We start from the raw sequence: 25,830 nt of genomic DNA on the forward strand, positions 1-25,830 counted from the left end.
ACTGTGGCAGAAGAGAACGACGACAAAACGGAAGCCCCCACACCCCACCGACTAGAAAAAGCGCGTGAGGAAGGGCAGGTCCCCCGATCCCGAGAACTGACATCCCTGCTGATCCTCATCGTAGGCGTGTGCATTATCTGGTGGGGTGGGGAGGCGCTCGCCCGCAAACTGGCGGGAATGCTCTCGGCTGGCCTACGTTTTGACCACAGTATGGTCAACGACCCTAACCTGATCCTCAGCCAGATAATCCTGCTCGTTAAAGATGCCATGCTTGCGCTGTTGCCCCTGATTACCGGCGTCGTGCTGGTGGCGCTGGTCTCGCCCGTGATGCTGGGCGGTCTGGTGTTTAGCGGGAAATCGCTGCAACCCAAGTTTTCGAAACTGAACCCGCTGCCGGGGATTGCGAAAATGTTCTCGGCGCAAACCGGTGCGGAGTTGCTTAAAGCGATTCTGAAATCGGTCCTGATGGGCAGTACCGGCGGTTTTTTTCTGTGGCACCACTGGCCGGAAATGATGCGCCTTATCAGCGAATCGCCGTTAACCGCGATGAGCAATGCGCTGAACCTGGCCGGGCTCTGTGCCCTGCTGGTGGTGCTCAGCATTATTCCCATGGTGGGTTTTGACGTTATCTTCCAGCTTTACAGCCACTTCAAGAAACTGCGCATGTCTCGTCAGGATATTCGGGATGAATATAAGCAGATGGAAGGTGACCCGCACGTGAAAGGGCGTATCCGCCAGATGCAGCGTGCTGCCGCCCGTCGGCGGATGATGGAAGATGTGCCAAAAGCCGACGTCATTGTGACTAACCCGACACACTATTCCGTTGCGCTGCAGTACGACGAAAACAAAATGAGCGCGCCGAAAGTGGTGGCGAAAGGGGCGGGGCTCATCGCTCTGCGTATTCGTGAAATTGGTACCGAAAACCGGGTGCCCATACTCGAAGCGCCTCCGCTGGCGCGAGCGCTGTATCGCCATGCGGAAATTGGACAACAGATCCCAGGACAACTCTACGCCGCGGTGGCGGAAGTGCTGGCCTGGGTATGGCAGTTGAAACGCTGGCGTCTGGCTGGCGGTCAACGGCCTGTGAAACCTGAGAACCTTCCGGTGCCTGACGCGCTGGATTTTATGAACGAGAAGGACACTGATGGCTAATCTGGTGGCAATGTTGCGCCTGCCCGGCAACCTGAAATCGACGCAATGGCAGATCCTTGCCGGACCGATTCTCATCCTGCTAATTCTGTCGATGATGGTTTTGCCGCTTCCGGCGTTCATCCTCGACCTGCTTTTCACATTCAACATTGCGTTGTCCATTATGGTTTTGCTGGTGGCGATGTTCACCCAGCGCACCCTTGAGTTCGCCGCATTCCCGACCATTCTGCTGTTTACCACCTTGTTAAGGCTGGCGCTGAACGTGGCGTCAACCCGTATCATTCTGATGGAAGGCCACACCGGTGCTGCCGCGGCGGGTAAAGTGGTTGAGGCATTCGGCCACTTCCTGGTCGGCGGTAACTTTGCCATCGGTATCGTGGTGTTCGTCATTCTCGTCATCATTAACTTTATGGTTATCACCAAAGGTGCCGGACGTATCGCGGAAGTGGGCGCGCGTTTTGTGCTTGACGGGATGCCGGGCAAGCAGATGGCCATCGACGCGGATCTGAACGCCGGGCTTATTGCCGAAGATGAAGCCAAAAAGCGCCGCTCGGAAGTGACGCAGGAAGCTGACTTCTATGGCTCAATGGACGGTGCGAGTAAGTTTGTTCGCGGTGATGCCATTGCGGGCATCCTGATCATGGTGATTAACGTGGTCGGCGGCCTGCTGGTGGGCGTGCTGCAGCACGGCATGGACATGGGCCACGCGGCGGAAAGCTATACGCTGCTGACCATTGGTGACGGTCTGGTGGCTCAGATCCCGGCGCTGGTCATCTCAACGGCGGCGGGGGTTATCGTGACCCGCGTCAGTACCGATCAGGATGTTGGCGAGCAGATGGTCGGGCAGCTCTTCAGCAACCCGCGCGTGATGCTGCTGGCCGCCGCGGTACTGGGCCTGCTCGGTCTGGTGCCGGGAATGCCAAACCTGGTGTTCCTGCTGTTCACTGCGGCATTGCTGGGTCTTGCCTGGTGGATGCGTGGCCGTGAGATGACCCCGGCAGCGGAACCTGCTCCGGTAAAAATGCCGGAGAACACGCAGGCCGTGGAAGCGACCTGGAACGACGTTCAACTGGAAGACTCGCTGGGAATGGAAGTAGGGTATCGCCTCATCCCGATGGTCGATTTCCAGCAGGATGGCGAACTGCTGGGCCGAATCCGCAGCATCCGTAAAAAATTCGCCCAGGACATGGGCTTCCTGCCGCCGGTGGTTCACATCCGCGACAATATGGATCTGCCGCCTGCGCGCTATCGTATTCTGATGAAAGGCGTAGAGATTGGCAGCGGTGATGCTTATCCTGGCCGCTGGCTGGCCATTAACCCGGGCACCGCGGCGGGTACGCTGCCAGGCGAGCAAACCATCGACCCGGCCTTTGGCCTGGCTGCCATCTGGATTGAAAGCGCGCTGAAAGAGCAGGCGCAAATTCAGGGCTACACCGTGGTGGAGGCGAGTACCGTGGTGGCGACTCACCTGAACCATCTGATTGGACAATTCTCGGCCGAGTTGTTTGGTCGTCAGGAAGCCCAGCAACTGCTCGATCGCGTCACGCAGGAGATGCCGAAGCTGACGGAAGATCTCGTGCCAGGCGTCGTGACGCTGACCACGCTGCACAAGGTGCTGCAAAATCTGCTCGAGGAAAAAGTGCCGATCCGCGATATGCGTACCATTCTGGAAACCCTCGCCGAGCATGCACCGTTGCAAAGCGATCCGCACGAACTGACGGCGGTGGTGCGCGTGGCACTGGGACGGGCGATCACGCAGCAGTGGTTCCCGGGCACCGGGGAAGTGCAGGTTATTGGCCTCGATACGCCACTTGAACGTCTGCTGCTGCAGGCTCTGCAGGGCGGTGGAGGGCTGGAACCTGGCCTGGCCGACCGTCTGCTGGAGCAAACACAAGAGGCGCTGGCGCGTCAGGAGATGCTGGGTGCGCCACCGGTTCTGCTGGTGAACCATGCGCTGCGTCCGCTGCTGTCGCGCTTCCTGCGCCGTAGCCTGAACCAGCTGGTCGTGCTGTCGAATATGGAGTTGTCGGATAACCGTCATATCCGTATGACGGCGACGATCGGAGGAAAATAATGCGTAAGTGGTTATGGATTTTACTTTTTCCGCTGGTGGCCCAGGCCGCCGGGGAAGGGACCTGGCAGGCCAGCAGCATTGGCGTGACCCTCAGCAACCGCGGTGTCGCCATGTCTTCGCGACCGCTATCACCGACTGAGCCGGTGTCCGGTCTGATGACCCTGGTGGTCTGGAACTACACGCTTATTGGCCCAACGCCTGCCGGGCTTCGGGTACGGCTGTGCTCCCAGACACGCTGTACGGAAATTGACGGAGAGAATGGCACCACTCAGGCCTTCAACGGCGTGCCTGCTGTCGAACCTTTGCGCTTTATCTGGGAAGTGCCGGGCGGCGGACGCCTGATCCCTGCGCTGAAAGTTCAGCGTAATTCCGTCATCGTCAACTACCGCTAATACCCCGCTTACTACGACAGCCATCAGCCATTTCTGATGGCTGGCTCGCAAAAAATGACCTCCTCTTTTGATGTAAAAGAAACGCTGTTTTATAAATCAGTGACACGCGTAACGACACTCTTTGCATTTTTGCCAGCCGCTTGCCGGTGATGGCAAAAACAGAAAGGTATCACCAGGTCGATACTCTTACTGTAGCCGTGTAATAACTCCCGGATCAGATTTTGCTTACAGGGAGTCTCCCAAAACTGAGTAGGGTTGACGGCAATGAAAACACGAAAAATTGGACTCGCAAATTATCTTGCTTACGGGTCAGGCGATTTCCTCGGGGCGGGAACCACCGCCCTGACGGCGGCCTGGCTTTTGTATTTTTATACAACGTTCTGTGGACTCTCCCCGATTGAAGCAACCTTCATCTTTGCCGCCGCAAGGGTACTGGATGCCGTCGTCAGCCCTTTGATGGGCTTTTTGACCGATAACTTTGGCACGACCTGGCTCGGCAAGCGCTTCGGTCGGCGTAAGTTCTTTATTCTGCTGGGGATCCCGTGCGTGTTCAGCTACTCCCTGATGTGGGTGGGGGAGATGAGTTTCTGGTATTACCTGCTGACCTATCTGGTGTTCGATATCGTCTACACCATGATTCTGGTGCCGTACGAAACGCTGGTGCCGGAAATGACCGATGACTTTAAACAGAAAACCCGCTTCTCAGGTGCCCGTATCTCGATGGCGCAAATGTCTGCCATCCTGGCCTCATTCCTGCCGGGGATCCTGCTCACGCATTTCGGCAAAGACAACGCGGTCTCCTTTTTCTATGCAAGCCTGGTCTTCTCCGTGCTGTGCGCGCTGATGCTGATGCTCGTCTGGTTCTTCACCTGGGAGCGACCGCGGGAAGAGTGGAGCGAAGCCGCCCTGCGTGCCGAAGAAGAGAAGAAGAAACTGTCGCTCGGGCAGAGCCTCAACCGCCTGTTTGTGGAGTTGAGCTCAACGCTGCGCGTGAGAATTTTTCGTCAGCATCTGGGGATGTACCTTGGCGGGTATATCGCTCAGGACGTCTTTAATGCCGTGTTTACCTACTACGTGGTTTTCGTGCTGATGCAGGAAGCATCCATGGCCTCCAGCCTGCTCGGCACGATGGCCATCTTCCAGTTTATTGCGGTTATCGCCATGATCCCGCTGTGCATTCGCTTCGGACCCGCGCCGTCCTATCGGATGGTCGTGGTGCTGTTTGGCCTGGCATCGCTTTCCTACGCCGTACTGTATTACGCGGGCCTGAGTGATATCTACTCTCTGTTATTGCTGGTCTCTGCAGTTGCCGGTCTGGGACGCGGTGGGATCAACTATGTGCCGTGGAATACCTACACCTACATTGCTGATGTCGATGAAGTGATCACCGGCCAGCGCCGCGAAGGGATTTTCGCCGGCATCATGACGCTGACGCGCAAAGCTTCGCAGGCGGGGGCGGTAATGCTGGTGGGCATTGTGATGCAGATGTCCGGCTTTGTAAGCGGACAAAAGACCCAGCCCGCGGAAGTGAGCCACACCATTCTGCTGATCCTGAGCGTGGGAACGCTTCTGGTTCTGTTCTGCGGCTTCCTGGTCTCGCTGCGTTTCAAACTCAATTTGCACACCCACACCACGCTGCGTGAAGAGACCGCCAAAATGCGCGCATCTGGCCGCGCCATTCCTGAGAGTGCGACACCGGAAGCCCGCGCCACCGTGGAGATGCTGGCCGGTATGCCTTATGCGTCGCTGTGGGGCAATAACAACATCGGTTATCTGAATCGTAATAAGCCTGCGGCACCTTCGCTGAAGGGGCGCGCGGTACTGAATTCGACATACAACAGAGGTTAAGATAATGAAAGTTTGGCCGGTCAAACACAGTCCACTCCTGCGTCAGCCTGCGCATTTCATCGCCCGGGACGAGCTGAAATCGCTGATTGAAAAGGTGACGCATAACCTCGTTAATATCCACGACACAACAGGTGAGTTTTTACTGCGCCTGGACGACGGGAGGGTCATTGACACCAAAGGATGGGCAGGCTGGGAGTGGACCCACGGCGTGGGGTTATACGGTATCTGGCAGTATTACTGCCAGACGGGCGACGAAGCGATGCGTGACATCATTGACCGCTGGTTTGCCGATCGTTTCAGGGAAGGGGCGACCACCAAAAACGTGAATACCATGTCACCGTTCCTGACGCTGGCATATCGTTACGAAGAGACCAGAAACCCGGCCTGGCTGCCGTGGCTGGAAAGCTGGGCGGAGTGGGCCATGAATGAGATGCCGCGCACCGACCATGGCGGCATGCAGCACATCACCCTGGCGGAAGAGAATTCTCAGCAGATGTGGGATGACACGCTGATGATGACGGTTCTGCCGCTGGCGAAAATCGGCAAGCTCCTTAATAAACCGGAGTACGTTGAAGAGGCGGTGTATCAGTTTCTGCTGCATGTGCAAAACCTGATGGATCGTGAAACCGGCCTGTGGTTCCACGGCTGGAATTACGAAGGCCACCATAACTTTGCGAAGGCACGCTGGGCACGAGGCAACAGCTGGCTGACCATCGTGATCCCGGATTTCCTTGAACTGGTGGATTTGCCTGAACATAACGCCGTTCGTCGCTACCTTGTGCAGGTGCTGAACGCGCAGATTGCGGCCCTCGCCAAATGTCAGGACGATAGCGGCCTGTGGCATACGCTGCTCGACGATCCGCACGCCTACCTTGAGGCGTCAGCCACGGCAGGCTTTGCCTACGGTATTCTGAAAGCGGTGCGTAAACGCTATGTCAGCGCGGAATATGCTATGGTGGCGGAGAAAGCAATTCGCGGCATTGTGGAAAATATCTCGCCGGAAGGGGAGTTACTGCAGACGTCGTTCGGTACGGGGATGGGCAGCGATCTGGCGTTCTATCGCCAGATCCCACTCACGTCGATGCCCTATGGACAGGCCATGGCAATCCTGTGTTTAACGGAATACCTGCGCAAATATTTTTGAACATAACAAACCCGGCGATGGCCGGGTTTGTTTATTACATGCGCTCTACGGTTTCGATACCCAGGGTATCCAGACCCAGCTTCAGGGTCTTCGCCGTCAGCTGAGCCAGCTTCAGGCGGCTGTTGCTGACCGCTTCGCTTTTCGCAGACAGGATAGGGCAGTGTTCGTAGAAACCGGAGAACAGACCCGCCAGATCGTACAGGTAAGAGCACATCACGTGCGGGGTACCGTCACGTGCGACAACGGCCAGCGTCTCTTCAAACTGCAGCAGACGTGCCGCCAGCTGGGCTTCGCGATCTTCGGAAATGATCACCTCAGCATTGGCCAGCGCGCTTTCATCGATACTGGCTTTACGGAACACGGAGAGCACGCGGGTGTAGGCGTACTGCATATACGGCGCAGTATTACCTTCAAAGGCCAGCATGTTATCCCAGTCGAAGATATAGTCGGTGGTACGGTTCTTGGAGAGATCCGCGTACTTCACTGCACCGATTCCCACGGCGTTGGCGAGTTTTTCCAGCTCATCGGCAGGCATATCCGGATTCTTCTCGGCCACCAGACGGCGGGCGCGTTCCAGCGCTTCGTCCAGCAGGTCGGACAGCTTCACGGTACCGCCCGCACGGGTTTTGAACGGCTTACCGTCTTTACCCAGCATCATGCCGAACATATGGTGTTCAAGCGGCACGGAATCCGGCACGTAGCCTGCTTTGCGCACGATAGTCCACGCCTGCATCAGGTGCTGGTGCTGACGGGAGTCGATGTAGTACAGCACGCGGTCCGCATGCAGCGTTTCGTAACGGTATTTCGCACAGGCGATATCGGTGGTGGTGTAGAGATAGCCGCCATCCTTTTTCTGAATGATCACGCCCATCGGTTCGCCTTCCTTGTTTTTATACTCATCAAGGAACACGACCGTCGCGCCTTCGCTCTCAACCGCCAGGTTTTTGGCTTTCAGGTCGGCCACAATGCCAGGCAGCATCGGGTTATAGAGGCTTTCACCCATCACATCGTCACGGGTCAGGGTAACGTTCAGACGGTTATAGGTGAGCTGGTTCTGGGACATGGTGATGTCAACCAGTTTGCGCCACATCTCGAGGAAGTACGGGTCGCCGCCCTGCAGTTTTACCACGTAACTGCGCGCGCGCTCGGCAAAAGCGTCGTCTTCGTCGTAGTGTTTTTTTGCTTCGCGGTAGAACCCTTCCAGGTCTGCCAGGGCCATCTCACCCGCGTTTTCCTGCTGCTGTTTTTCCAGGTAAGCAATCAGCATCCCGAACTGGGTACCCCAGTCGCCCACGTGGTTCGCGCGGATCACTTTGTGACCGAGGAATTCCAGGGTACGCACGGCCGCGTCACCGATAATGGTGGAACGCAGGTGCCCGACGTGCATCTCTTTCGCCACGTTTGGCGCTGAGTAGTCAATCACCACGGTCTGCGCTTCTGGCTGGGAGACACCCAGACGGTCAGATTTCAGCGCCGCGTCAACGTGGCGTGCCAGGAAAGCAGGCTCAAGGAAGATGTTGATAAATCCAGGGCCGGCGATTTCAGTTTTGCTGGCAATACCGGTGAGATCCAGATGAGTCAGCACCTGCTCAGCGAGTTGTCGCGGCGGCATACCCAGTTTTTTAGCCACTGCCATCACGCCATTAGCCTGATAGTCGCCAAACTGTACTTTTGCTGACTGACGAACCTGCGGTTCGCAATCCGCAGGCGCACCTGCGGCAATCAGTGCCTGACTGACTTTTTCGGAGAGAAGAGCCTGAATATTCACCTGGATACCTTACATTTTTGATGCGGGCAAATAACCGCCCGCGCCAGTTAAAGAATTTAGGGCGGGAGTATACTGCAAATGCCTTCTGGCGTCAGCATTGCGGGGGCCGAAGATTGCGCAGAATCCAGGCTAAGAAAGCATGCATAAACATGCAGTCGTAAAAACCGCTATTCAGAGGTTGGTCGAAAGAGGGCAACAGAGTAAATTAGCGGCTTTGCGACACGATAAGAGACTGACGTATGGCGAACTGGCACTCCATTGACGAACTGCATGATATTTCCGCAGATTTACCGCGCTTCACCCAGGCGTTCACAGAACTTGCCACCCGCCTTGGTCTGGATATTGCGCCGCTTGAGGCCGATCACATCTCCTTGCGCTGCCATCAGAACGCAACCGCCGAGCGCTGGCGTCGCGGGTTTGAACAGTGTGGCGAGTTACTCTCAGAGAACATCATCAACGGTCGCCCCATCTGCCTGTTCAAACTGCAAGAACCGGTTTGCGTGGCTCACTGGCGGTTCAGTGTGGTCGAATTGCCCTGGCCGGGCGAGAAACGCTACCCGCATGAAGGCTGGGAGCATATCGAAATTGTCCTGCCGGGTGAGCCCGAAACGCTGAATGCTCGTGCACTGGCGCTGCTGTCTGACGAGGGTCTGAGCAAGCCTGGCATTTTTGTGAAAACAAGTTCCCCGAAAGGCGAAGGTGAGCGTCTGCCTAATCCTACTCTGGCCGTCACTGACGGACAGGTTACCGTGAAGTTCCATCCCTGGACGATTGAACAGATTGTTGCCAGCGAAGCATAAGATGTGACCGTACGCTGAGACCGGGCGTAGCCTGCGTGTCATGATGGTGCGTTAAGTGGATATTAAGGAGGATGTAATGGCGCTGCTGGAGATTTGTTGTTACAGCGTGGAGTGTGCCGTCACCGCACAACAGCACGGGGCTGACCGCATTGAACTGTGTGCCGCACCCAAAGAGGGTGGGTTAACGCCTTCATACGGGATGCTGAAGTCTGCCCGTCAGGCTGTCACCCTTCCGGTACACCCGATTATTCGTCCTCGCGGCGGCGATTTCTGTTACACGCCGGGCGAGTTCAGTGCCATGCTTGAAGATATCACTCTCGTTCGCGATCTGGGATTCCCCGGCCTGGTTATTGGGTTGCTTGATGAAGACGGCAATGTCGATCTGCCGCGCATGCGTCAGGTCATGAACGCGGCAAAAGGGATGGCGGTCACTTTTCATCGCGCGTTTGATATGTGTAAAGATCCCCTGCAATCCTTTGATATTCTTGCTGAACTTGGCGTGGCGCGGGTCCTGACATCGGGTCAGCAGTCCTCTGCTGAAAAAGGACTGCAATTAATTACGGAACTAAAAGCACATTCCGGTGTTCCAATAATAATGGCGGGTGCGGGAGTACGTGCCAGCAATATGGAACTGTTTTTAAACGCCGGGGTAGAGGAGCTTCACAGCTCTGCAGGCAAATGGATGCCATCGCCCATGCGTTATCGCAACACAGGGTTGTCAATGTCGACGGATGCTGAAGCGGATGAGTATTCACGCTACGGTGTAGAAGGAGAGTCGGTTGCGGTAATGAAATCGATGATTGAACGTCATCACGTGTAGCAACGTACCGATTTTTACCGCGCATCATGTCGCCCAATATGATGCTTGCTTGTACCAGGCCCCTGCAATTTCAACAGGGGCCTTTTTTTATGCCCCTCACCCTAACCCTCTCCCCAAAGAGGAGAGGGACAGTACGGTGCGGTCTTTTCTCCCTCGCCCCTTTGGGAAGAGGACCGGGGGAATCTACGGTTTCGTCGCGATCAACACCGCGCGCATTGGCGCAGGATACCCTTCGACAGTCTTGCTGTGGTCTGCCGGGTCGAGGAATTCCGCCAGCGATTCGGTGATCATCCAGTCGGTGCGACGCTGTTCTTCAGTTGACGTTACGCAGACATCGGCAATACGGACATCCACAAAACCGCACTTCTCCAGCCAGTTTTTCAGCGCCGGCGCGGAAGGGATAAAGTAAACGTTCCGCATCTGCGCATAGCGATCGCCCGGCACCAGAACGGTATTTTCATCACCCTCTACCACCAGCGTTTCCAGCACCAGCTCGCCGCCGCTGACCAGCTGATCTTTCAGCTGCCACAGATGTTCGAGTGGGGAGCGGCGGTGGTACAGGACCCCCATCGAAAACACGGTGTCAAACGCCTTCAGGGCAGGGAGCTGCTCAATACCCAACGGCAGCAGGTGCGCGCGCTGGTCGTTACCCAGCAATTTACGCACCGCTTCAAACTGGCACAGGAACAGCTGCATAGGGTCAATCCCCACCGCCAGATGTGCCCCTGCGCCAATCATGCGCCACATGTGGTACCCGCTGCCGCAGCCAACATCCAGAATGGTTCGCCCGGTCAGGTCGGAAAGGTGAGGCAGCACGCGATCCCATTTCCAGTCAGAACGCCATTCAGTATTAATGTTAACGCCGTAGAGTGAGAACGGACCTTTGCGCCACGGCATCAGGTTACGCATCAGCGTTTCAATGCGGTTTATCTGCCCGGGCGGAAGCGGCGTTTCGCTTTGCGCGGTAACGCTGTGGAGCAGATCCAGACGGTGTGGGGTCAGTTCCGGCAGAAACTCCACCGCGTTGGACCACTGCTTTAACAGACCATGCTGCTGATCCCGCTGCCAGGCAGCAATTTGTGCCGGCAGCGTCTCCAGCCAGTGGGAGAGGTGGTTTTTGGCAATCAGCTGATAGAAATTACTGGACTCGATCATGCGATGTCCCCACCTTTCAGCGCCACCAGCGAGCCGAAGTTGAAGCACTGGAACCACAGTTCGCTGTGCTCGAAGCCTGCCTGACGCAGGCGTGCTTTATGGGTTTCGACGGAGTCCGTCAGCATCACGTTTTCGAGCATGCTACGTTTCTGGCTAATTTCCAGTTCGCTATAGCCGTTGGCCCGTTTGAAGTCGTGGTGCATATTGAACAGCAGCTCACCCACTTCGGCATCTTCAAAGCTGAATTTCTCGGACAGCACCAGCGCGCCACCGGGCTTCAGGCCTTTATAGATTTTGTCCAGCAACAGCTGACGGTCTTCAGGCACCAGGAACTGCAGAGTAAAATTCAGAACCACCAGCGACGCGTTATGGATGTCGATATCACGGATATCACCTTCCACAACCTCGACTGGCGTCGGGGCTTTATACGCGTCGATGTGGCGACGGCAGCGTTCCACCATGGCCGGGGAGTTATCGACGGCAATGATTTTGCAGCCTTCATGGTGAACGTTACGACGAACAGACAGCGTTGCCGCGCCGAGCGAGCAGCCCAGATCATACACCTGCGTGCCGGGTTGAACGAAACGCTCAGCCAGCATGCCGATCATAGAGATGATATTGGAATAACCGGGAACAGAGCGCTGGATCATATCCGGGAAGACTTCGGCTACCCGTTCATCGAAGGTCCAGTCGCCCAGGCTGGCGATAGGCGCGGAAAAAAGCGTGTCGCGATCTGACATAACGTAAAAATCCGGGAAAAATAAAGTGGCGTATTGTGCGCTAATGGAAGGAGAAAACCAACTCCCACGGCATATACCAAAGGTTAGCCAGCACCATCAGCAAAAGCGAACACCAGGTCGCGCTCATGCCGGAACGGCGCCAGCGGAATAAGCGATGGTGAAAGCCGTAATAATGCATTAACCGGCCGGCAATCAGAAGCAGGCCGCAGACGTGCACCATCCAGGTTTCCGCGCCGTTCATTTCCATAAACAGCAGCAAAATTAACGCAACGGGGATGTACTCAACCGCGTTACCGTGAATGCGGATAGCGCTCTGTAACTCCGAAAAACCGCCGTCACCGTAAGAAACACGGTACTGCATTCGCAGGCGCACAACATCAAATGAAAACTTAATCAGCAGTAATGCACCTAACACCGCATACAGCGCGCTGACCATACTAACTCCCTGTTTTTGGCAGATGGCACCTTCCTATGATAGGGGCTGATATCAGAAAAGAGAAGATTGTTGTGGGATAGAAGGGGCGCTGCCAACGGACGGAACCGCAGCCTGCAAGGCCTGCCAGAGAACATCGACCAGTTCGGGGGCGTGAGCGATATCCGGCGTATGGAGAAAGAGATACGGCGTGGTGGTTTGCTCCCATTTCGCTAATTTTTGCAGCCAGACGGCGAACATCTCCTGGTTTTGCTGCATGTTATCGCTGCCGATAAACCTGACCATCGGGTTTTGCGCGGTGACCACGGCGTGAACAGGCACTCTGGGCTTTTTACGCTGGGCATCAATGATGGCCTCGTTATGCGGGATGGCGCTGTGCACGGGACGGCTGTCGAGAATCACCCGGTTCACCCCGCGCGCATGTAAGCCACGGTTAAGGGCCGTTTCAGCCTCTCCCTTGGCAAAAAACGCCGCATGTCTCACCTCAACGCCATAGGTAAAGTCCTTGGGTAAGGTATCAAGAAACTGCCATAGCGCAGGCAGGTCGCGTGGGCTAAAGGTGGCCGGAAGCTGCAACCAGTACTGACCGATGCGGTTCGCCAGCGGCGACATCCGGTCAAAGAACTCGTCGGTCAAATCACCACAGTTTCGCAGCGCAGCGGTGTGGGAGATCGTCGCCGGAAACTTGAAGCAGAAGCGGAAATCATCGGTCGTCTGGTCGCGCCAGCGCTCAACAATCTCTGCTCTGGGCAACGCGTATAGGGTGGTATTGCCCTCGACACAGTTGAAATGACGGGCATATTCTTCAAGGCTGGTAATACCCAGGCGCACCCATTTCGGGTGCGACCACTGGGGCAGGCCAAGGTAGATCATAGGGCGCTTATAATGTCGTCCGTGCTACGCACGCGGCCAATGCGCGGGAAGATGTGGGTCATACTGCCCTGGTGCTGCTCCGCAGACGCTGCGCTGCATGCATCTTCAGCAATCACCAGGTTAAAGCCCAGCTCCCAGGCGTTACGGGCGGTGGATTCTACGCCAATGTTGGTGGAGATCCCACAGAGAATCAGGGTGTCGATACCGCGCCGACGCAGCTGCAGCTCAAGATCGGTGCCGTAGAATGCGCCCCACTGGCGTTTGGTCACTTCGATATCGCTGTCCCGTTTGCCGAGCGAAACTGGATAGGTCCACCAGTTTTCAGGTAGTGAATGTGCAGCAACCTGAGCATCGACAGGCTGTTTTAAGGCCTCAGCGAAATCCGCTGACCAGCCAACGCGCACCATGATCACAGGGGCACCGCTGGCACGGCATTTTTCTGCCAGACGCGCGGCGCGGCTGACAACATCTTCGGCGCTGTGCGGGCCTCCGGCAAACGGCAGGATCCCTTCCTGTAAATCAATCACCACAAGCGCGGTTTTGCGGGCATTAAGTGTTAACATGGTAACTCCAGTGAAATGAGTCGCTTCCGCTACACCTTACGACGTAATGACCTGTTATCGGTCGGATAATTTTGTTAATTTTTGTGAGAATACGCAATAAGCGCGCAGCAAACGACCGTCTGGCCGTGGTTCGCTCTTATCGTCTGGCGGAATTTCCAGTATAATAGCCGCCTTTTTTCATCCAGTTGTGACATACAGAAAGCTGCGACATAGTAGCCTGCATTCCAGGCGACATTTAGCCTGCGGCTAATTAAGGGATATCTCATGCGTACAGAATATTGCGGGCAGCTGCGTCAGTCCCACGTTGGACAGCAGGTAACCCTGTGTGGTTGGGTCAATCGTCGTCGTGATCTTGGGAGCCTTATCTTCATCGATATGCGCGACCGCGAAGGTATCGTTCAGGTGTTCTTCGACCCAGATCGCGCAGATGCGTTGAAGCTGGCTTCTGAGCTGCGTAATGAGTTCTGCATTCAGGTCACCGGCACCGTACGTGCGCGTGACGAGAAAAACGTTAACGCAGACATGGCGACCGGCGCAATTGAAGTGCTGGCGTCGGATCTGGTTATCATCAACCGTGCTGAAGCGCTGCCGCTGGACTCCAACCACGTCAACACTGAAGAAGCGCGTCTGAAATACCGCTATCTGGACCTGCGTCGTCCGGAAATGGCTCAGCGCCTGAAAACCCGTGCGAAAATCACCAGCCTGGTGCGTCGCTTTATGGATGACCACGGTTTCCTCGACATCGAAACCCCGATGCTGACCAAAGCCACACCGGAAGGCGCGCGCGACTACCTGGTTCCATCCCGTGTACACAAAGGCAAATTCTACGCGCTGCCACAGTCTCCTCAGCTGTTTAAACAGCTGCTGATGATGTCCGGCTTCGATCGCTACTATCAGATTGTAAAATGCTTCCGCGACGAAGACCTGCGTGCTGATCGTCAGCCAGAATTTACCCAGATCGATGTGGAAACCTCCTTCATGACGGCCGAGCAGGTGCGTGAAGTGATGGAAGCCCTGGTGCGCAGTCTGTGGAATGACGTGAAAGGCGTGGAACTGGGTGATTTCCCCATCATGACCTTCGCTGAAGCTGAACGTCGCTACGGTTCTGACAAACCAGACCTGCGTAACCCGATGGAGCTGGTGGACGTTGCAGACCTGGTGAAATCCGTTGAGTTCGCGGTATTTGCCGGCCCGGCTAACGATCCAAAAGGTCGCGTGGCTGCCCTGCGTGTACCGGGCGGTGCGGCGCTGAGCCGTAAGCAGATTGACGATTACGGCAACTTCATCAAGATCTACGGCGCGAAAGGTCTGGCCTATATTAAAGTGACCGAACGTGCGAAAGGTCTGGAAGGCATTACCAGCCCGGTGGCGAAATTCCTGAACGCGGAAATCGTGGAAGCGATCCTCGAGCGCACCGGCGCACAGGATGGCGACATGATCTTCTTTGGCGCAGACAACAAGAAAATCGTTGCTGACGCAATGGGCGCGCTGCGCCTGAAGCTGGGTAAAGACCTGAGCCTGACGGACGAGAGCAAATGGGCTCCGCTGTGGGTAATCGACTTCCCAATGTTCGAAGACGACGGTGAAGGCGGCCTGACCGCAATGCACCACCCGTTCACCTCGCCAAAAGACATGACGGCGGCAGAGCTTAAAGCGGCACCGGAAGATGCGGTAGCAAACGCGTATGACATGGTTATCAACGGCTACGAAGTGGGTGGCGGTTCCGTGCGTATTCACAGCGGCGAAATGCAGCAAACCGTGTTTGGTATTCTGGGAATCAACGAGCACGAACAGCGCGAGAAATTCGGCTTCCTGTTGGACGCCCTGAAATACGGTACGCCGCCACACGCGGGTCTGGCATTCGGTCTTGACCGTTTGACCATGCTGCTGACCGGCACCGACAACATTCGTGATGTTATCGCCTTCCCGAAAACCACGGCTGCGGCCTGTCTGATGACGGAAGCCCCAAGCTTTGCCAACCCGGCCGCGCTGGCTGAGCTGGGCATTCAGGTGCTTCCGAAAGCTTCAAAAGAGATTTCGGAGAACGAATAATATGCAGTATAAGCGTCCCGTTTCGGTTCTGGTTGTCATTTATGCAGAAGATACGAAACGGGTGCTGATGTTGCAGCGGCGCGATGACCCTGATTTCTGGCAGTCGGTTACCGGCAGCCTGGAAGAGGGGGAGACCGCGTCGCAGGCCGCCGCGCGCGAAGTAAAGGAAGAGGTCACCATTGACGTTGCTTGCGAGCAACTGACCCTGAAGGACTGTCAGCGCACGGTGGAGTTTGAAATTTTTAGCCATTTACGTCATCGCTATGCGCCGGGTATTGAGCGCAATACGGAATCGTGGTTCTGTCTCGCGCTCCCCCATGAACGGGAGATCGTGTTTACCGAACACCTGACCTACCGCTGGGTGGATGCGGCGGATGCCGCTGCACTGACCAAATCGTGGAGCAACCGGCAGGCGATTGAAGAATTTGTAATTAACGTAGCCTGAAAAGGCGCGCTCTTTGAGGAAATTTTTATGGCAGGTCATAGTAAGTGGGCCAACACCAAACACCGCAAAGCGGCACAGGATGCCAAGCGCGGTAAGATCTTCACCAAAATTATTCGTGAGCTGGTTACAGCAGCACGTCTGGGCGGCGGCGATGCGGCGTCTAACCCGCGTCTGCGCGCGGCAGTGGATAAAGCCCTGTCCAACAACATGACGCGTGACACCCTGAACCGTGCTATCGCACGTGGCGTAGGCGGTGATGAAGACGCGAACATGGAAACCATCATTTATGAAGGTTACGGTCCTGGCGGTACGGCGGTGATGGTTGAATGTCTGTCCGACAACCGTAACCGTACCGTAGCGGAAGTGCGTCATGCCTTCAGCAAATGCGGTGGTAACCTGGGCACTGACGGCTCCGTGGCCTATCTGTTCAGCAAAAAAGGCGTCATCTCCTTCGAGAAAGGCGACGAAGACGTAATCATGGAAGCGGCGCTGGAAGCCGGTGCAGAAGACGTTGTGACCTATGATGATGGCGCAATCGACGTCTACACCGCGTGGGAAGAGATGGGCGCGGTACGTGACGCGCTGGAAGCGGCGGGTCTGAAAGCAGACAACGCTGAAGTTTCCATGATCCCGTCAACCAAAGCGGACATGGATGCGGAAACGGCACCTAAACTGCTGCGTCTGATCGACATGCTCGAAGACTGCGACGACGTGCAGGAAGTGTATCATAACGGTGAAATCTCTGATGAGGTTGCAGCGACTCTCTGATGAGAGCGTATAAACCGTTTACGGGAGACGCGTGATGTCGATTATCCTCGGGATTGACCCCGGCTCGCGCGTCACCGGTTATGGCGTCATCCGGCAGGTAGGGCGCCAGTTAACCTACCTTGGCAGCGGCTGTATTCGGACCAAAGTGGACGATCTGCCGTCGCGCCTGAAGCTAATCTATGCTGGCGTGTCGGAGATCATCACCCAGTTTCAGCCCGACTTTTTTGCCATCGAGCAGGTCTTTATGGCGAAAAACGCCGATTCAGCGTTAAAACTGGGTCAGGCACGGGGCGTCGCCATTGTTGCGGCGGTGAATCAGGATCTTCCGGTGTTCGAATACGCAGCAAGACAGGTCAAACAGACCGTCGTGGGGATTGGTAGCGCGGAGAAAAGTCAGGTGCAGCATATGGTGCGCACGCTCCTGAAGCTTCCCGCGAACCCGCAGGCAGACGCCGCCGATGCGCTGGCGATAGCCATTACCCACTGTCATATAAGCCAGAACGCGGTTCAGATGAGCGAATCGCGGCTTAATCTGGCGCGAGGCAGGTTACGATAATGACAAATCAGGCTGGATGTTTATCCAGCCTTTTTTTATTATGTCGGCAGTTAATTTCTTCCAGAACGCAGGAGCGTCATGTGATAGGCAGACTCAGAGGCATCATCATTGAAAAACAACCCCCGTTAGTGCTGCTGGAAGTCGGTGGCGTGGGCTATGAAGTCCATATGCCGATGACCTGCTTCTATGAGTTGCCGGACGCGGGCAAAGAGGCGATTGTCTTTACCCAGTTTGTGGTGCGTGAAGATGCCCAGTTGCTGTATGGCTTCAACAACAAACAGGAACGGATGCTGTTTCGCGAGCTGATCAAAACCAACGGCGTCGGGCCGAAGCTGGCGCTGGCTATTTTGTCCGGCATGTCCGCTCCGCAGTTCGTCAATGCCGTTGAGCGCGAAGATCCTGCTGCGCTGATTAAACTCCCGGGTATCGGCAAGAAAACCGCGGAGCGTCTGATTGTCGAGATGAAAGACCGCTTTAAAGGTCTGCATGGCGATCTGTTTACGCCAGCCGCTGATCTGATGCTTACCTCGCCGGGCGCGCAAGCCTCTGACGATGCTGAACAGGAAGCGGTTGCTGCGCTGGTGGCGCTGGGATATAAACCTCAGGAGGCCAGCCGGATGGTGAGCAAAATTGCCAAACCGGATGCCAGCAGTGAAACCCTGATTCGTGAAGCGCTACGCGCGGCATTGTGAGGTAAAGGATGATTGAAGCAGATCGCCTGGTATCGGCAGGCACCCTTCAGGCAGAAGACGTGGTGGATCGCGCCATCCGCCCGAAACTGCTTGATGAGTATATTGGCCAGCCGCAGGTTCGTTCTCAGATGGAGATCTTCATCCAGGCGGCAAAACTGCGCGGCGATGCACTCGATCACCTGCTGATTTTTGGCCCCCCCGGTCTGGGGAAAACCACGCTGGCGAACATTGTCGCCAATGAAATGGGCGTTAACCTGCGCACAACCTCTGGCCCGGTGCTGGAAAAAGCGGGCGATCTGGCGGCAATGTTGACCAACCTTGAGCCGCATGACGTGCTGTTTATCGATGAGATCCACCGTCTGTCGCCGGTCGTGGAAGAGGTGCTCTATCCGGCAATGGAAGATTACCAGCTGGACATCATGATCGGTGAAGGTCCGGCAGCACGTTCCATCAAAATCGATCTGCCTCCGTTTACCCTGATTGGCGCGACGACGCGTGCCGGGTCATTGACCTCTCCGCTTCGCGATCGTTTTGGTATCGTTCAGCGTCTGGAGTTCTATCAGGTTGCGGATCTTCAGCATATCGTTGGCCGCAGTGCCCGCTATATGGGGCTGGAGATGAGCGAGGAAGGGGCGTTTGAGGTAGCGAAGCGCTCCCGGGGGACGCCGCGTATTGCGAACCGCCTGTTGCGTCGCGTACGTGACTTTTCCGAAGTAAAGCACGATGGCACGATCTCGGCTGAGATTGCAGCGCAGGCGCTGGATATGCTGAATGTGGATGCCGAAGGCTTTGACTACATGGACCGTAAGCTGTTGCTGGCGGTACTGGATAAGTTCTTTGGCGGTCCGGTCGGACTGGATAACCTGGCGGCAGCGATTGGTGAAGAGCGCGAGACAATTGAAGATGTGCTTGAGCCGTATCTGATCCAGCAGGGTTTCTTGCAACGTACCCCGCGCGGTCGTATGGCAACGGTGCGGGCGTGGAACCATTTTGGTATTACCCCGCCAGCGATGCCGTAGCAGAGGTCCCCTCTCCCGGGTGGGAGAGGGGAGAGGCGATCAGCTTGCAGGCTTCTTCATCATACTGAAGATAAACAGCAGCGCCGCACACAGCACCACAGACGGGCCGGCAGGGGTATCGTAGAACGCCGAGAAGGTTAACCCTCCCGTTACCGCAATCATCCCGATGATAACCGCGACACCGGCCATTTGCTCCGGCGTACGGGCAAAACGACGCGCAGTGGCCGCGGGGATAATCAGCAGGGAAGTGATGATCAGCGCGCCGACGAATTTCATCGCCACACCAATCGTTAACGCCGTCACCAGCATCAGCAACAGCTTCACGCGCTGCAGCTTCACGCCGTCGACAAACGCCAGATCCGGGCTGACGGTCATCGCCAGCAAATTACGCCACTGCCAGAGCAGAATACCCAGCACGACCACCACACCAGCGGCGATGGAGAACAGATCTTCAGGCGTCACGGCCAGCAGGTCACCGAACAGGTAGGCCATCAGATCAACACGAATGTTCGACATCAGGCTCACGACCACCAGACCCAGCGACAGGGCGCTGTGGGCCATAATACCAAGCAGCGTATCGATGGCGAGGTGAGGGCGCTTTTCCAGCCATACCAGCCCTGCGGCCAGCAGCAGCGTGACCACAATCACCGCGTAGAAGGGATTCACGTCCAGTAACAGGCCAAAGGCAACGCCCAGCAGAGACGCGTGTGCCAGCGTATCGCCAAAATAGGACATTCTGCGCCACACCACAAACGAGCCCAGCGGGCCCGCGGCGCAGGCAAGCATAATCCCGGCCAGCCAGCCGGGCAGTAACAGTTCAATCATGAGTGTCCATTTCCCCGGCGCAGGACAATTCGTCCCTGTAAATCATGGCGGTGATTGTGATGATGGCGATAAATTCCCAGCTGCTCAGCGCCGCGAGGGCCGAACATGGAGATGAATTCAGGGTGCATTGACACCACTTCCGGCGTGCCGGAACAGCAGATGTGATGGTTAAGGCACAGCACTTCGTCGGTCTTGGCCATCACCAGATGGAGATCGTGGGAAACCATCAGCACCGCACAGTTGAGTTCGCGACGTAGCTGGTCGATTAAATCGTAAAGTGCGACCTGACCATTGACGTCCACACCCTGCGTCGGCTCATCCAGCACCAGAAGCTGTGGGCTGCTCAACAGGGCGCGGGCAAGCAATACGCGCTGGGTTTCACCGCCGGACAGTTTCTGCAGCGGGGCATCAATCAGATGGCCTGCCTGCACGCGTTTCAACGCCGGAAGAATATCGGCTTTATGTGTCCCGGGGCGCAGACGCAGGAAGCGGCTAACCGTCAGCGGTAGTGTGGCGTCGAGGTGGAGTTTTTGCGGCACATAGCCGATGCGTAATTTTTCCTCACGGCGGATAACCCCTTCGTCAGGTGTTACCAGACCCAGCACCACACGCACCAGGGTGGATTTCCCTGCGCCATTGGGGCCGAGCAGCGTCAGAATTTTGCCGGGTTTCAGATCCAGCGACACGTCAGAGAGGACGCGGCGTTGGCCAAATGAGACCGAAATATTGTCGAGAGAAACCAAAGTCGTCATGTCAATTTAAGCTTGCAGAAGTCAACGAATGTTATAATATCACATCTCACGCATTCATTACGATGATTAGTCGCATTATGTTACATAAAAATACGCTTCTTTTCGCAGCATTATCCGCTGCCCTTTGGGGTTCAACAGCACAAGATGTTAACGCTGCTGTTGTCGCTTCGCTTAAACCGCTCGGTTTCATTGCTTCCGCGATTGCAGATGGGGTCACTGACACCCAGGTTCTGCTCCCTGATGGGGCTTCCGAGCATGATTATTCCCTGCGTCCATCTGATGTAAAACGCTTACAAAACGCGGACTTAGTTGTCTGGATTGGCCCAGAGATGGAAGCGTTTATGCAGAAGTCGGCAAAACAGGTGCCGGGCGAAAAACAGGTCGCCATTGCCGAACTCCCGGGCGTGAAACCGTTGCTCATGAAAGGGGCTGACGACGACGGTGATGAACATGATGCCGGACACGCCGACGGCGAAAAAGGTGATGGGGATCACCATCACGGCGAGTACAACATGCACCTTTGGCTATCCCCAGAGATAGCGCGGCTTTCGGCGGTTGCAATCCATGACAAATTAGTGGAACTTATGCCGCAAAGTCGAGCCAAACTAGACGCCAACCTGAAGGATTTTGAGGCACAATTAGCCGCAACTGATAAGCAGGTGGGTAATGAGCTCGCACCGTTGAAAGGAAAAGGGTATTTCGTTTTTCATGACGCCTATGGCTATTACGAGAAACACTACGGCCTGACCCCGCTGGGGCACTTTACCGTCAACCCTGAAATTCAACCTGGTGCGCAGCGTTTACATGAAATCAGAACACAGTTGGTTGAGCAGAAAGCGACATGCGTTTTTGCTGAGCCACAGTTCAGGCCAGCGGTCGTAGAAGCCGTGGCCAGGGGAACATCCGTGCGCATGGGAACCCTTGACCCGCTAGGAACGAATATCCAGTTGAGCAAAGCGAGCTATTCGCAGTTTCTCAGCCAACTGGCGAACCAGTATGCGAGCTGCCTGAAAGGAGATTAACGAGGAAGTGAATACGTGCAACAGATAGCCCGCTCTGTCGCCCTGGCATTTAACAATCTGCCTCGACCCCATCGCGTTATGCTGGGGTCTCTTACAGTTCTCACGTTAGCGGTCGCCGTCTGGCGGCCCTATGTTTACCATCCGAGTTCTGCCCCAATCATCAAAACCATCGAGCTTGAGAAGAGCGAGATCCGCTCTCTCCTCCCTGAGGCCAGTGAACCTATCGACCAGGCGGCTCAGGAAGATGAAGCCATCCCGCAGGATGAGCTGGACGATAAAACCGAGAATGAAGCGGGGATCCACGAATATGTCGTTTCGACGGGTGATACGTTAAGCAGCGTTCTGAACCAGTACGGTATCGACATGGGAAACATCAGCCAGCTGGCGGCGGCTGATAAAGATCTTCGTAATCTGAAAATTGGTCAACAGCTCTCCTGGACGTTAACCGCTGATGGCGATCTGCAACGCCTGACCTGGGAAATGTCCCGTCGCGAAACCCGCACCTACGATCGCACTGCAAACGGTTTCAAGATGACCAGTGAAATGCAGAAAGGCGACTGGGTGAACAGCGTGATGAAAGGGACCGTAGGCGCAAGCTTTGTCTCCAGCGCGCGCGATGCGGGGCTGACCAGCGCCGAGATCAGCTCGGTAATCAAAGCTATGCAGTGGCAAATGGACTTCCGCAAACTGAAGAAAGGCGATGAATTCTCCGTTCTCATGTCCCGTGAAATGCTTGACGGCAAGCGTGAGCAGAGCCAACTGGTGGGCGTGCGTTTGCGCTCTGATGGCAAAGATTACTACGCCATTCGTGCCGAAGACGGTAAGTTCTACGACCGCAGCGGTACCGGGCTTGCGAAGGGTTTCCTGCGCTTCCCGACGGCTAAACAATTCCGTGTCTCATCCAACTTTAACCCGCGCCGTCTGAACCCGGTCACCGGGCGTGTTGCGCCGCACCGTGGCGTTGACTTTGCCATGCCGCAGGGGACACCTGTGCTGGCTGTGGGTGATGGCGAAGTGGTGATTGCAAAACGCAGCGGTGCAGCCGGGTATTATGTCGCGGTGCGTCATGGTCGTACCTACACCACCCGCTATATGCACCTGCGTAAGCTGCTGGTTAAGCCGGGCCAGAAAGTGAAACGTGGCGACCGTATCGCGCTTTCCGGGAATACCGGGCGCTCTACCGGGCCGCATTTGCACTATGAGGTGTGGATTAACCAACAGGCAGTGAACCCGCTTACGGCGAAACTGCCGCGTACCGAAGGCCTGACAGGTAAAGATCGTTCCGATTACCTGGCGCAGGTGAAAGAGGTGATTCCGCAGCTGCGCTTTGATTAAGCCCTCTGTTTTGTGAAAAAGCCGGCCTCAATATGTGCCGGCTTTTTGTTTTGTACGCGAGCGGCTGCCTCGCTACACTATCTGAATGAAATTTTGCGTCACCAGACCCTGGAACCAGCATGGAAACCCAAAAAAACAATATTGAGTACATTCCTGAGTTTGAAAAATCTTTTCGCCACCCGCGCAACTGGAGTGCCTGGCTTGGCGTTTACGCATTTGCGGGGATTGCGATGTTACCTGCCTCGGTTCGCGATCCGGTACTGGGAAAAATAGGCCGCCTGGCGGGTCGGTTTGGTAAAAGTGCCCGTCGCCGTGCGCAGATTAACCTCCTGTACTGTTTCCCGGAGAAGAGTGACGCTGAGCGTGAAGCGCTGATTGACGACATGTACACGACCGCGCCGCAGGCCATGGCGATGATGGCCGAACTGGCGCTCAAAGGGCCGGAGAAAGTTCAGACGCGAGTTGACTGGAAAGGGCTGGAAATCATCGAAGAGATGCGCCGCAACAACGAGAAGGTGATCTTCCTCGTTCCTCACGGCTGGGGCGTGGATATTCCTGCGATGCTGATGGCGTCACAGGGGCAGAAAATGGCGGCAATGTTCCATAACCAGGGCAATAAGATCTTTGATTACGTCTGGAACACCGTGCGGCGCCGTTTTGGTGGCCGTCTGCATGCGCGTAATGATGGCATTAAACCGTTTATACAGTCCGTGCGTCAGGGCTACTGGGGTTACTATCTGCCGGATCAGGACCACGGCCCCGAGCACAGTGAGTTTGTGGATTTCTTCGCGACGTATAAAGCCACGTTGCCGGCGATTGGCCGCCTGATGAAAGTCTGCCGTGCGCGCGTCATTCCGCTGTTTCCGGTATACGACGGGAAAACCCATCGCCTGAGCATTGAAGTGCGTCCACCGATGGATGATTTACTGACGGCGGACGATCACACCATTGCGCGTCGAATGAACGAAGAGGTCGAGATTCTGGTGGGACCGCATGCTGAGCAATACACGTGGATACTGAAGTTGCTCAAAACGCGTAAGCCCGGTGAAACAGAGCCGTACAAACGCAAAGAGCTTTTCCCGAAGAAATAAGCAGAAATAAAAAAAGCCCGCTCCGAAAAGAGCGGGCTTTTTAACAGGGGCGTGCTTACTCGACGGTCAATACGCGAGTGGTATTGGTCGAGCCGATGGTGCTCATCACGTCACCCTGAGTCACAATCACGATATCACCGGAGACCAGATAGCCTTTGTCGCGCAGCAGGTTCACGGCGTCGTGGGCAGCCGCGACACCGTCGTTGGTGCTGTCGAAGTGAACCGGCGTGACACCGCGATACAGCGCCGTCAGGTTCAGCGTACGCTCGTGACGGGACATGGCGAAGATGGGCAGACCGGAGCTGATACGGGAGGTCATCAGCGCGGTACGGCCAGATTCGGTCATGGTGATAATCGCCGTTACGCCTTTCAGGTGGTTAGCGGCGTACATGGCAGACATCGCAATCGCTTCTTCTACGTTGTCGAACTGCACGTCCAGACGGTGTTTAGAGACATTGATGCTTGGGATCTTTTCAGCACCCAGGCAAACGCGTGCCATCGCGGCTACGGTTTCAGCAGGGTACTGGCCGGCTGCGGTTTCTGCAGAAAGCATTACGGCATCGGTACCGTCCAGCACGGCGTTAGCCACGTCCATCACCTCTGCACGGGTCGGCATTGGGTTGGTGATCATGGATTCCATCATCTGGGTTGCGGTGATCACGGCGCGGTTAAGCTGACGTGCACGGCGGATCAGGGCTTTCTGGATCCCCACCAGCTCAGGGTCGCCAATTTCCACGCCCAGATCGCCACGAGCAACCATCACCACGTCAGACGCCAGAATCACGTCATCCATCGCGTCCTGATCGCAAACGGCTTCCGCACGTTCCACTTTAGCAACGATTTTGGCATCACAGCCCGCATCACGTGCCAGACGGCGCGCGTAGTTCAGGTCTTCGCCACAGCGCGGGAAGGAGACGGCCAGGTAGTCAACGCCAATCAGCGCAGCGGTCACGATATCCGCTTTGTCTTTATCGGTCAGCGCTTCGGCTGAGAGGCCACCGCCGAGTTTGTTAATGCCTTTGTTGTTTGAGAGCGGGCCCCCGACGGTGACTTCGGTGAATACCTTCATCCCCTGAACTTCCAGCACTTTCAGCTGAACGCGACCGTCGTCGAGCAGCAGGATATCGCCAGGCACAACATCAGCCGGCAGACCTTTATAGTCGATCCCAACTTTTTCTTTATCGCCTTCGCCTTTACCCAGGTTGGCATCAAGCAGGAATTTGTCGCCGATATTGAGGAAGACTTTACCTTCTTTGAAGGTTGAAACACGAATTTTTGGACCCTGCAGGTCCCCGAGGATAGCAACATGACGGCCAAGTTTGGCCGCAATTTCACGCACTTTGTCGGCACGTAATTTATGGTCTTCTGGCGTACCGTGAGAGAAGTTCATACGCACCACGTTGGCACCCGCGGCGATAATTTTCTCGAGATTGTTATCGCGGTCAGTGGCCGGGCCTAAGGTGGTTACGATCTTGGTTCTGCGAAGCCTTCTGGACATGTAATACTCCGTTGAC

Annotated in this window: 25 protein-coding genes; 16 read left to right on the forward strand and 9 right to left on the reverse strand. The window is 56.0% G+C overall.

The features are described from left to right. Positions 1-3: 3 nt before the first annotated feature. The 5 genes from flhB (at position 4) to HV157_RS24705 (ending at position 6,607) form a co-directional block, all read left to right on the forward strand. Positions 4-1,152: a flagellar biosynthesis protein FlhB gene (flhB, locus tag HV157_RS24685; protein WP_014170659.1), complete on the forward strand. Its 1,149-nt coding sequence runs from the start codon at positions 4-6 to the stop codon at positions 1,150-1,152. After that, positions 1,145-3,223: a flagellar biosynthesis protein FlhA gene (gene flhA, locus HV157_RS24690; protein ID WP_014170658.1), complete on the forward strand. Its 2,079-nt coding sequence runs from the start codon at positions 1,145-1,147 to the stop codon at positions 3,221-3,223. Before flhB ends, flhA begins: the two co-directional genes overlap by 8 nt. Beyond that, complete coding sequence (locus HV157_RS24695) at positions 3,220-3,615, forward strand: flagellar protein FlhE (protein WP_123266835.1); 396 nt, start codon at positions 3,220-3,222, stop codon at positions 3,613-3,615. Before flhA ends, HV157_RS24695 begins: the two co-directional genes overlap by 4 nt. 264 nt (positions 3,616-3,879) lie before the next feature. Continuing rightward, the gene (locus tag HV157_RS24700; protein ID WP_025203842.1) at positions 3,880-5,463 is read left to right on the forward strand and encodes an MFS transporter; all 1,584 of its coding nucleotides are present in this window, start codon (positions 3,880-3,882) and stop codon (positions 5,461-5,463) included. 4 nt (positions 5,464-5,467) lie between these two features. Beyond that, positions 5,468-6,607 (forward strand): glycoside hydrolase family 88 protein, encoded by a 1,140-nt coding sequence (locus HV157_RS24705; RefSeq protein ID WP_121339425.1) that lies wholly within the window; start codon positions 5,468-5,470, stop codon positions 6,605-6,607. Between the two features lie 34 nt (positions 6,608-6,641). On the opposite strand, the gene argS is transcribed toward HV157_RS24705, so the two are convergent. After that, a complete protein-coding gene (argS, locus tag HV157_RS24710) occupies positions 6,642-8,375 on the reverse strand; it encodes an arginine--tRNA ligase (RefSeq protein ID WP_182269093.1) in 1,734 nt (577 codons plus the stop codon). A gap of 239 nt (positions 8,376-8,614) precedes the next feature. Between argS and HV157_RS24715 the strand changes: the two genes are divergently transcribed. Beyond that, positions 8,615-9,175, forward strand: a complete 561-nt coding sequence (locus HV157_RS24715) for a VOC family protein (protein ID WP_150344116.1) — start codon at positions 8,615-8,617, stop codon at positions 9,173-9,175. Between the two features lie 76 nt (positions 9,176-9,251). After that, positions 9,252-9,995, forward strand: coding sequence for a copper homeostasis protein CutC (cutC, locus tag HV157_RS24720; RefSeq protein ID WP_068794744.1), 744 nt, complete (start codon positions 9,252-9,254; stop codon positions 9,993-9,995). A gap of 183 nt (positions 9,996-10,178) precedes the next feature. On the opposite strand, the gene cmoB is transcribed toward cutC, so the two are convergent. Genes cmoB through HV157_RS24745 form a run of 5 tightly spaced genes read right to left on the reverse strand, consistent with a single transcriptional unit; the run spans position 10,179 to position 13,759 of the window. Then, positions 10,179-11,150: a tRNA 5-methoxyuridine(34)/uridine 5-oxyacetic acid(34) synthase CmoB gene (cmoB, locus tag HV157_RS24725; RefSeq protein WP_182378586.1), complete on the reverse strand. Its 972-nt coding sequence runs from the start codon at positions 11,148-11,150 to the stop codon at positions 10,179-10,181. Continuing rightward, positions 11,147-11,890: a carboxy-S-adenosyl-L-methionine synthase CmoA gene (gene cmoA / locus HV157_RS24730; RefSeq protein ID WP_014170649.1), complete on the reverse strand. Its 744-nt coding sequence runs from the start codon at positions 11,888-11,890 to the stop codon at positions 11,147-11,149. The genes cmoB and cmoA overlap by 4 nt, the downstream gene beginning before the upstream one ends. 40 nt (positions 11,891-11,930) lie before the next feature. After that, positions 11,931-12,326 (reverse strand): MAPEG family protein, encoded by a 396-nt coding sequence (locus tag HV157_RS24735; protein ID WP_020883391.1) that lies wholly within the window; start codon positions 12,324-12,326, stop codon positions 11,931-11,933. Between the two features lie 51 nt (positions 12,327-12,377). Continuing rightward, positions 12,378-13,196 carry a DUF72 domain-containing protein gene (locus tag HV157_RS24740; RefSeq protein WP_014170647.1) on the reverse strand — a complete coding sequence of 273 codons (819 nt, stop codon included), beginning with the start codon at positions 13,194-13,196 and terminating at the stop codon, positions 12,378-12,380. Next, a complete protein-coding gene (locus HV157_RS24745; RefSeq protein ID WP_032678431.1) occupies positions 13,193-13,759 on the reverse strand; it encodes a hydrolase in 567 nt (188 codons plus the stop codon). Before HV157_RS24745 ends, HV157_RS24740 begins: the two co-directional genes overlap by 4 nt. A gap of 264 nt (positions 13,760-14,023) precedes the next feature. Here HV157_RS24745 and aspS point away from each other — a divergent pair, with 264 nt between their 5' ends. The 6 genes from aspS to ruvB all read left to right on the forward strand — a co-directional run bounded on the left by aspS (position 14,024) and on the right by ruvB (position 19,291). Next, positions 14,024-15,811 carry an aspartate--tRNA ligase gene (gene aspS / locus HV157_RS24750; protein ID WP_032678430.1) on the forward strand — a complete coding sequence of 596 codons (1,788 nt, stop codon included), beginning with the start codon at positions 14,024-14,026 and terminating at the stop codon, positions 15,809-15,811. A 1-nt stretch (position 15,812) separates the two neighbouring features. Further along, positions 15,813-16,256, forward strand: a complete 444-nt coding sequence (nudB, locus tag HV157_RS24755) for a dihydroneopterin triphosphate diphosphatase (protein WP_014170644.1) — start codon at positions 15,813-15,815, stop codon at positions 16,254-16,256. A 27-nt stretch (positions 16,257-16,283) separates the two neighbouring features. Next, positions 16,284-17,024, forward strand: coding sequence for a YebC/PmpR family DNA-binding transcriptional regulator (locus tag HV157_RS24760; RefSeq protein WP_014170643.1), 741 nt, complete (start codon positions 16,284-16,286; stop codon positions 17,022-17,024). A 34-nt stretch (positions 17,025-17,058) separates the two neighbouring features. Further along, on the forward strand, positions 17,059-17,580 hold the full coding sequence (gene ruvC / locus HV157_RS24765) for a crossover junction endodeoxyribonuclease RuvC (RefSeq protein ID WP_025203848.1): 522 nt from the start codon (positions 17,059-17,061) through the stop codon (positions 17,578-17,580). An 80-nt stretch (positions 17,581-17,660) separates the two neighbouring features. Beyond that, positions 17,661-18,272, forward strand: a complete 612-nt coding sequence (gene ruvA / locus HV157_RS24770; protein ID WP_182269094.1) for a Holliday junction branch migration protein RuvA — start codon at positions 17,661-17,663, stop codon at positions 18,270-18,272. An 8-nt stretch (positions 18,273-18,280) separates the two neighbouring features. Then, positions 18,281-19,291: a Holliday junction branch migration DNA helicase RuvB gene (gene ruvB, locus HV157_RS24775; protein WP_014170640.1), complete on the forward strand. Its 1,011-nt coding sequence runs from the start codon at positions 18,281-18,283 to the stop codon at positions 19,289-19,291. A 39-nt stretch (positions 19,292-19,330) separates the two neighbouring features. Here ruvB and znuB read toward each other — a convergent pair whose 3' ends face one another. Next, positions 19,331-20,116 carry a zinc ABC transporter permease subunit ZnuB gene (gene znuB / locus HV157_RS24780; RefSeq protein WP_182269095.1) on the reverse strand — a complete coding sequence of 262 codons (786 nt, stop codon included), beginning with the start codon at positions 20,114-20,116 and terminating at the stop codon, positions 19,331-19,333. Beyond that, complete coding sequence (znuC, locus tag HV157_RS24785; RefSeq protein WP_014170638.1) at positions 20,113-20,868, reverse strand: zinc ABC transporter ATP-binding protein ZnuC; 756 nt, start codon at positions 20,866-20,868, stop codon at positions 20,113-20,115. The genes znuB and znuC overlap by 4 nt, the downstream gene beginning before the upstream one ends. Before the next feature lie 77 nt (positions 20,869-20,945). Between znuC and znuA the strand changes: the two genes are divergently transcribed. The 3 genes from znuA to lpxM all read left to right on the forward strand — a co-directional run bounded on the left by znuA (position 20,946) and on the right by lpxM (position 24,316). Further along, on the forward strand, positions 20,946-21,890 hold the full coding sequence (gene znuA, locus HV157_RS24790; RefSeq protein ID WP_025203849.1) for a zinc ABC transporter substrate-binding protein ZnuA: 945 nt from the start codon (positions 20,946-20,948) through the stop codon (positions 21,888-21,890). Positions 21,891-21,905: 15 nt separating this feature from the next. After that, positions 21,906-23,225 (forward strand): murein DD-endopeptidase MepM, encoded by a 1,320-nt coding sequence (gene mepM, locus HV157_RS24795; protein ID WP_014170636.1) that lies wholly within the window; start codon positions 21,906-21,908, stop codon positions 23,223-23,225. Positions 23,226-23,344: 119 nt separating this feature from the next. Next, positions 23,345-24,316 (forward strand): lauroyl-Kdo(2)-lipid IV(A) myristoyltransferase, encoded by a 972-nt coding sequence (gene lpxM, locus HV157_RS24800; protein ID WP_032678429.1) that lies wholly within the window; start codon positions 23,345-23,347, stop codon positions 24,314-24,316. A gap of 55 nt (positions 24,317-24,371) precedes the next feature. On the opposite strand, the gene pyk is transcribed toward lpxM, so the two are convergent. Further along, complete coding sequence (gene pyk, locus HV157_RS24805) at positions 24,372-25,814, reverse strand: pyruvate kinase (RefSeq protein WP_020883399.1); 1,443 nt, start codon at positions 25,812-25,814, stop codon at positions 24,372-24,374. Positions 25,815-25,830 lie beyond the last annotated feature (16 nt).

It is taken from the genome of Enterobacter sp. RHBSTW-00318 (genome assembly GCF_014101375.1).
Classification (GTDB): Bacteria; Pseudomonadota; Gammaproteobacteria; order Enterobacterales; family Enterobacteriaceae; genus Enterobacter; species Enterobacter ludwigii.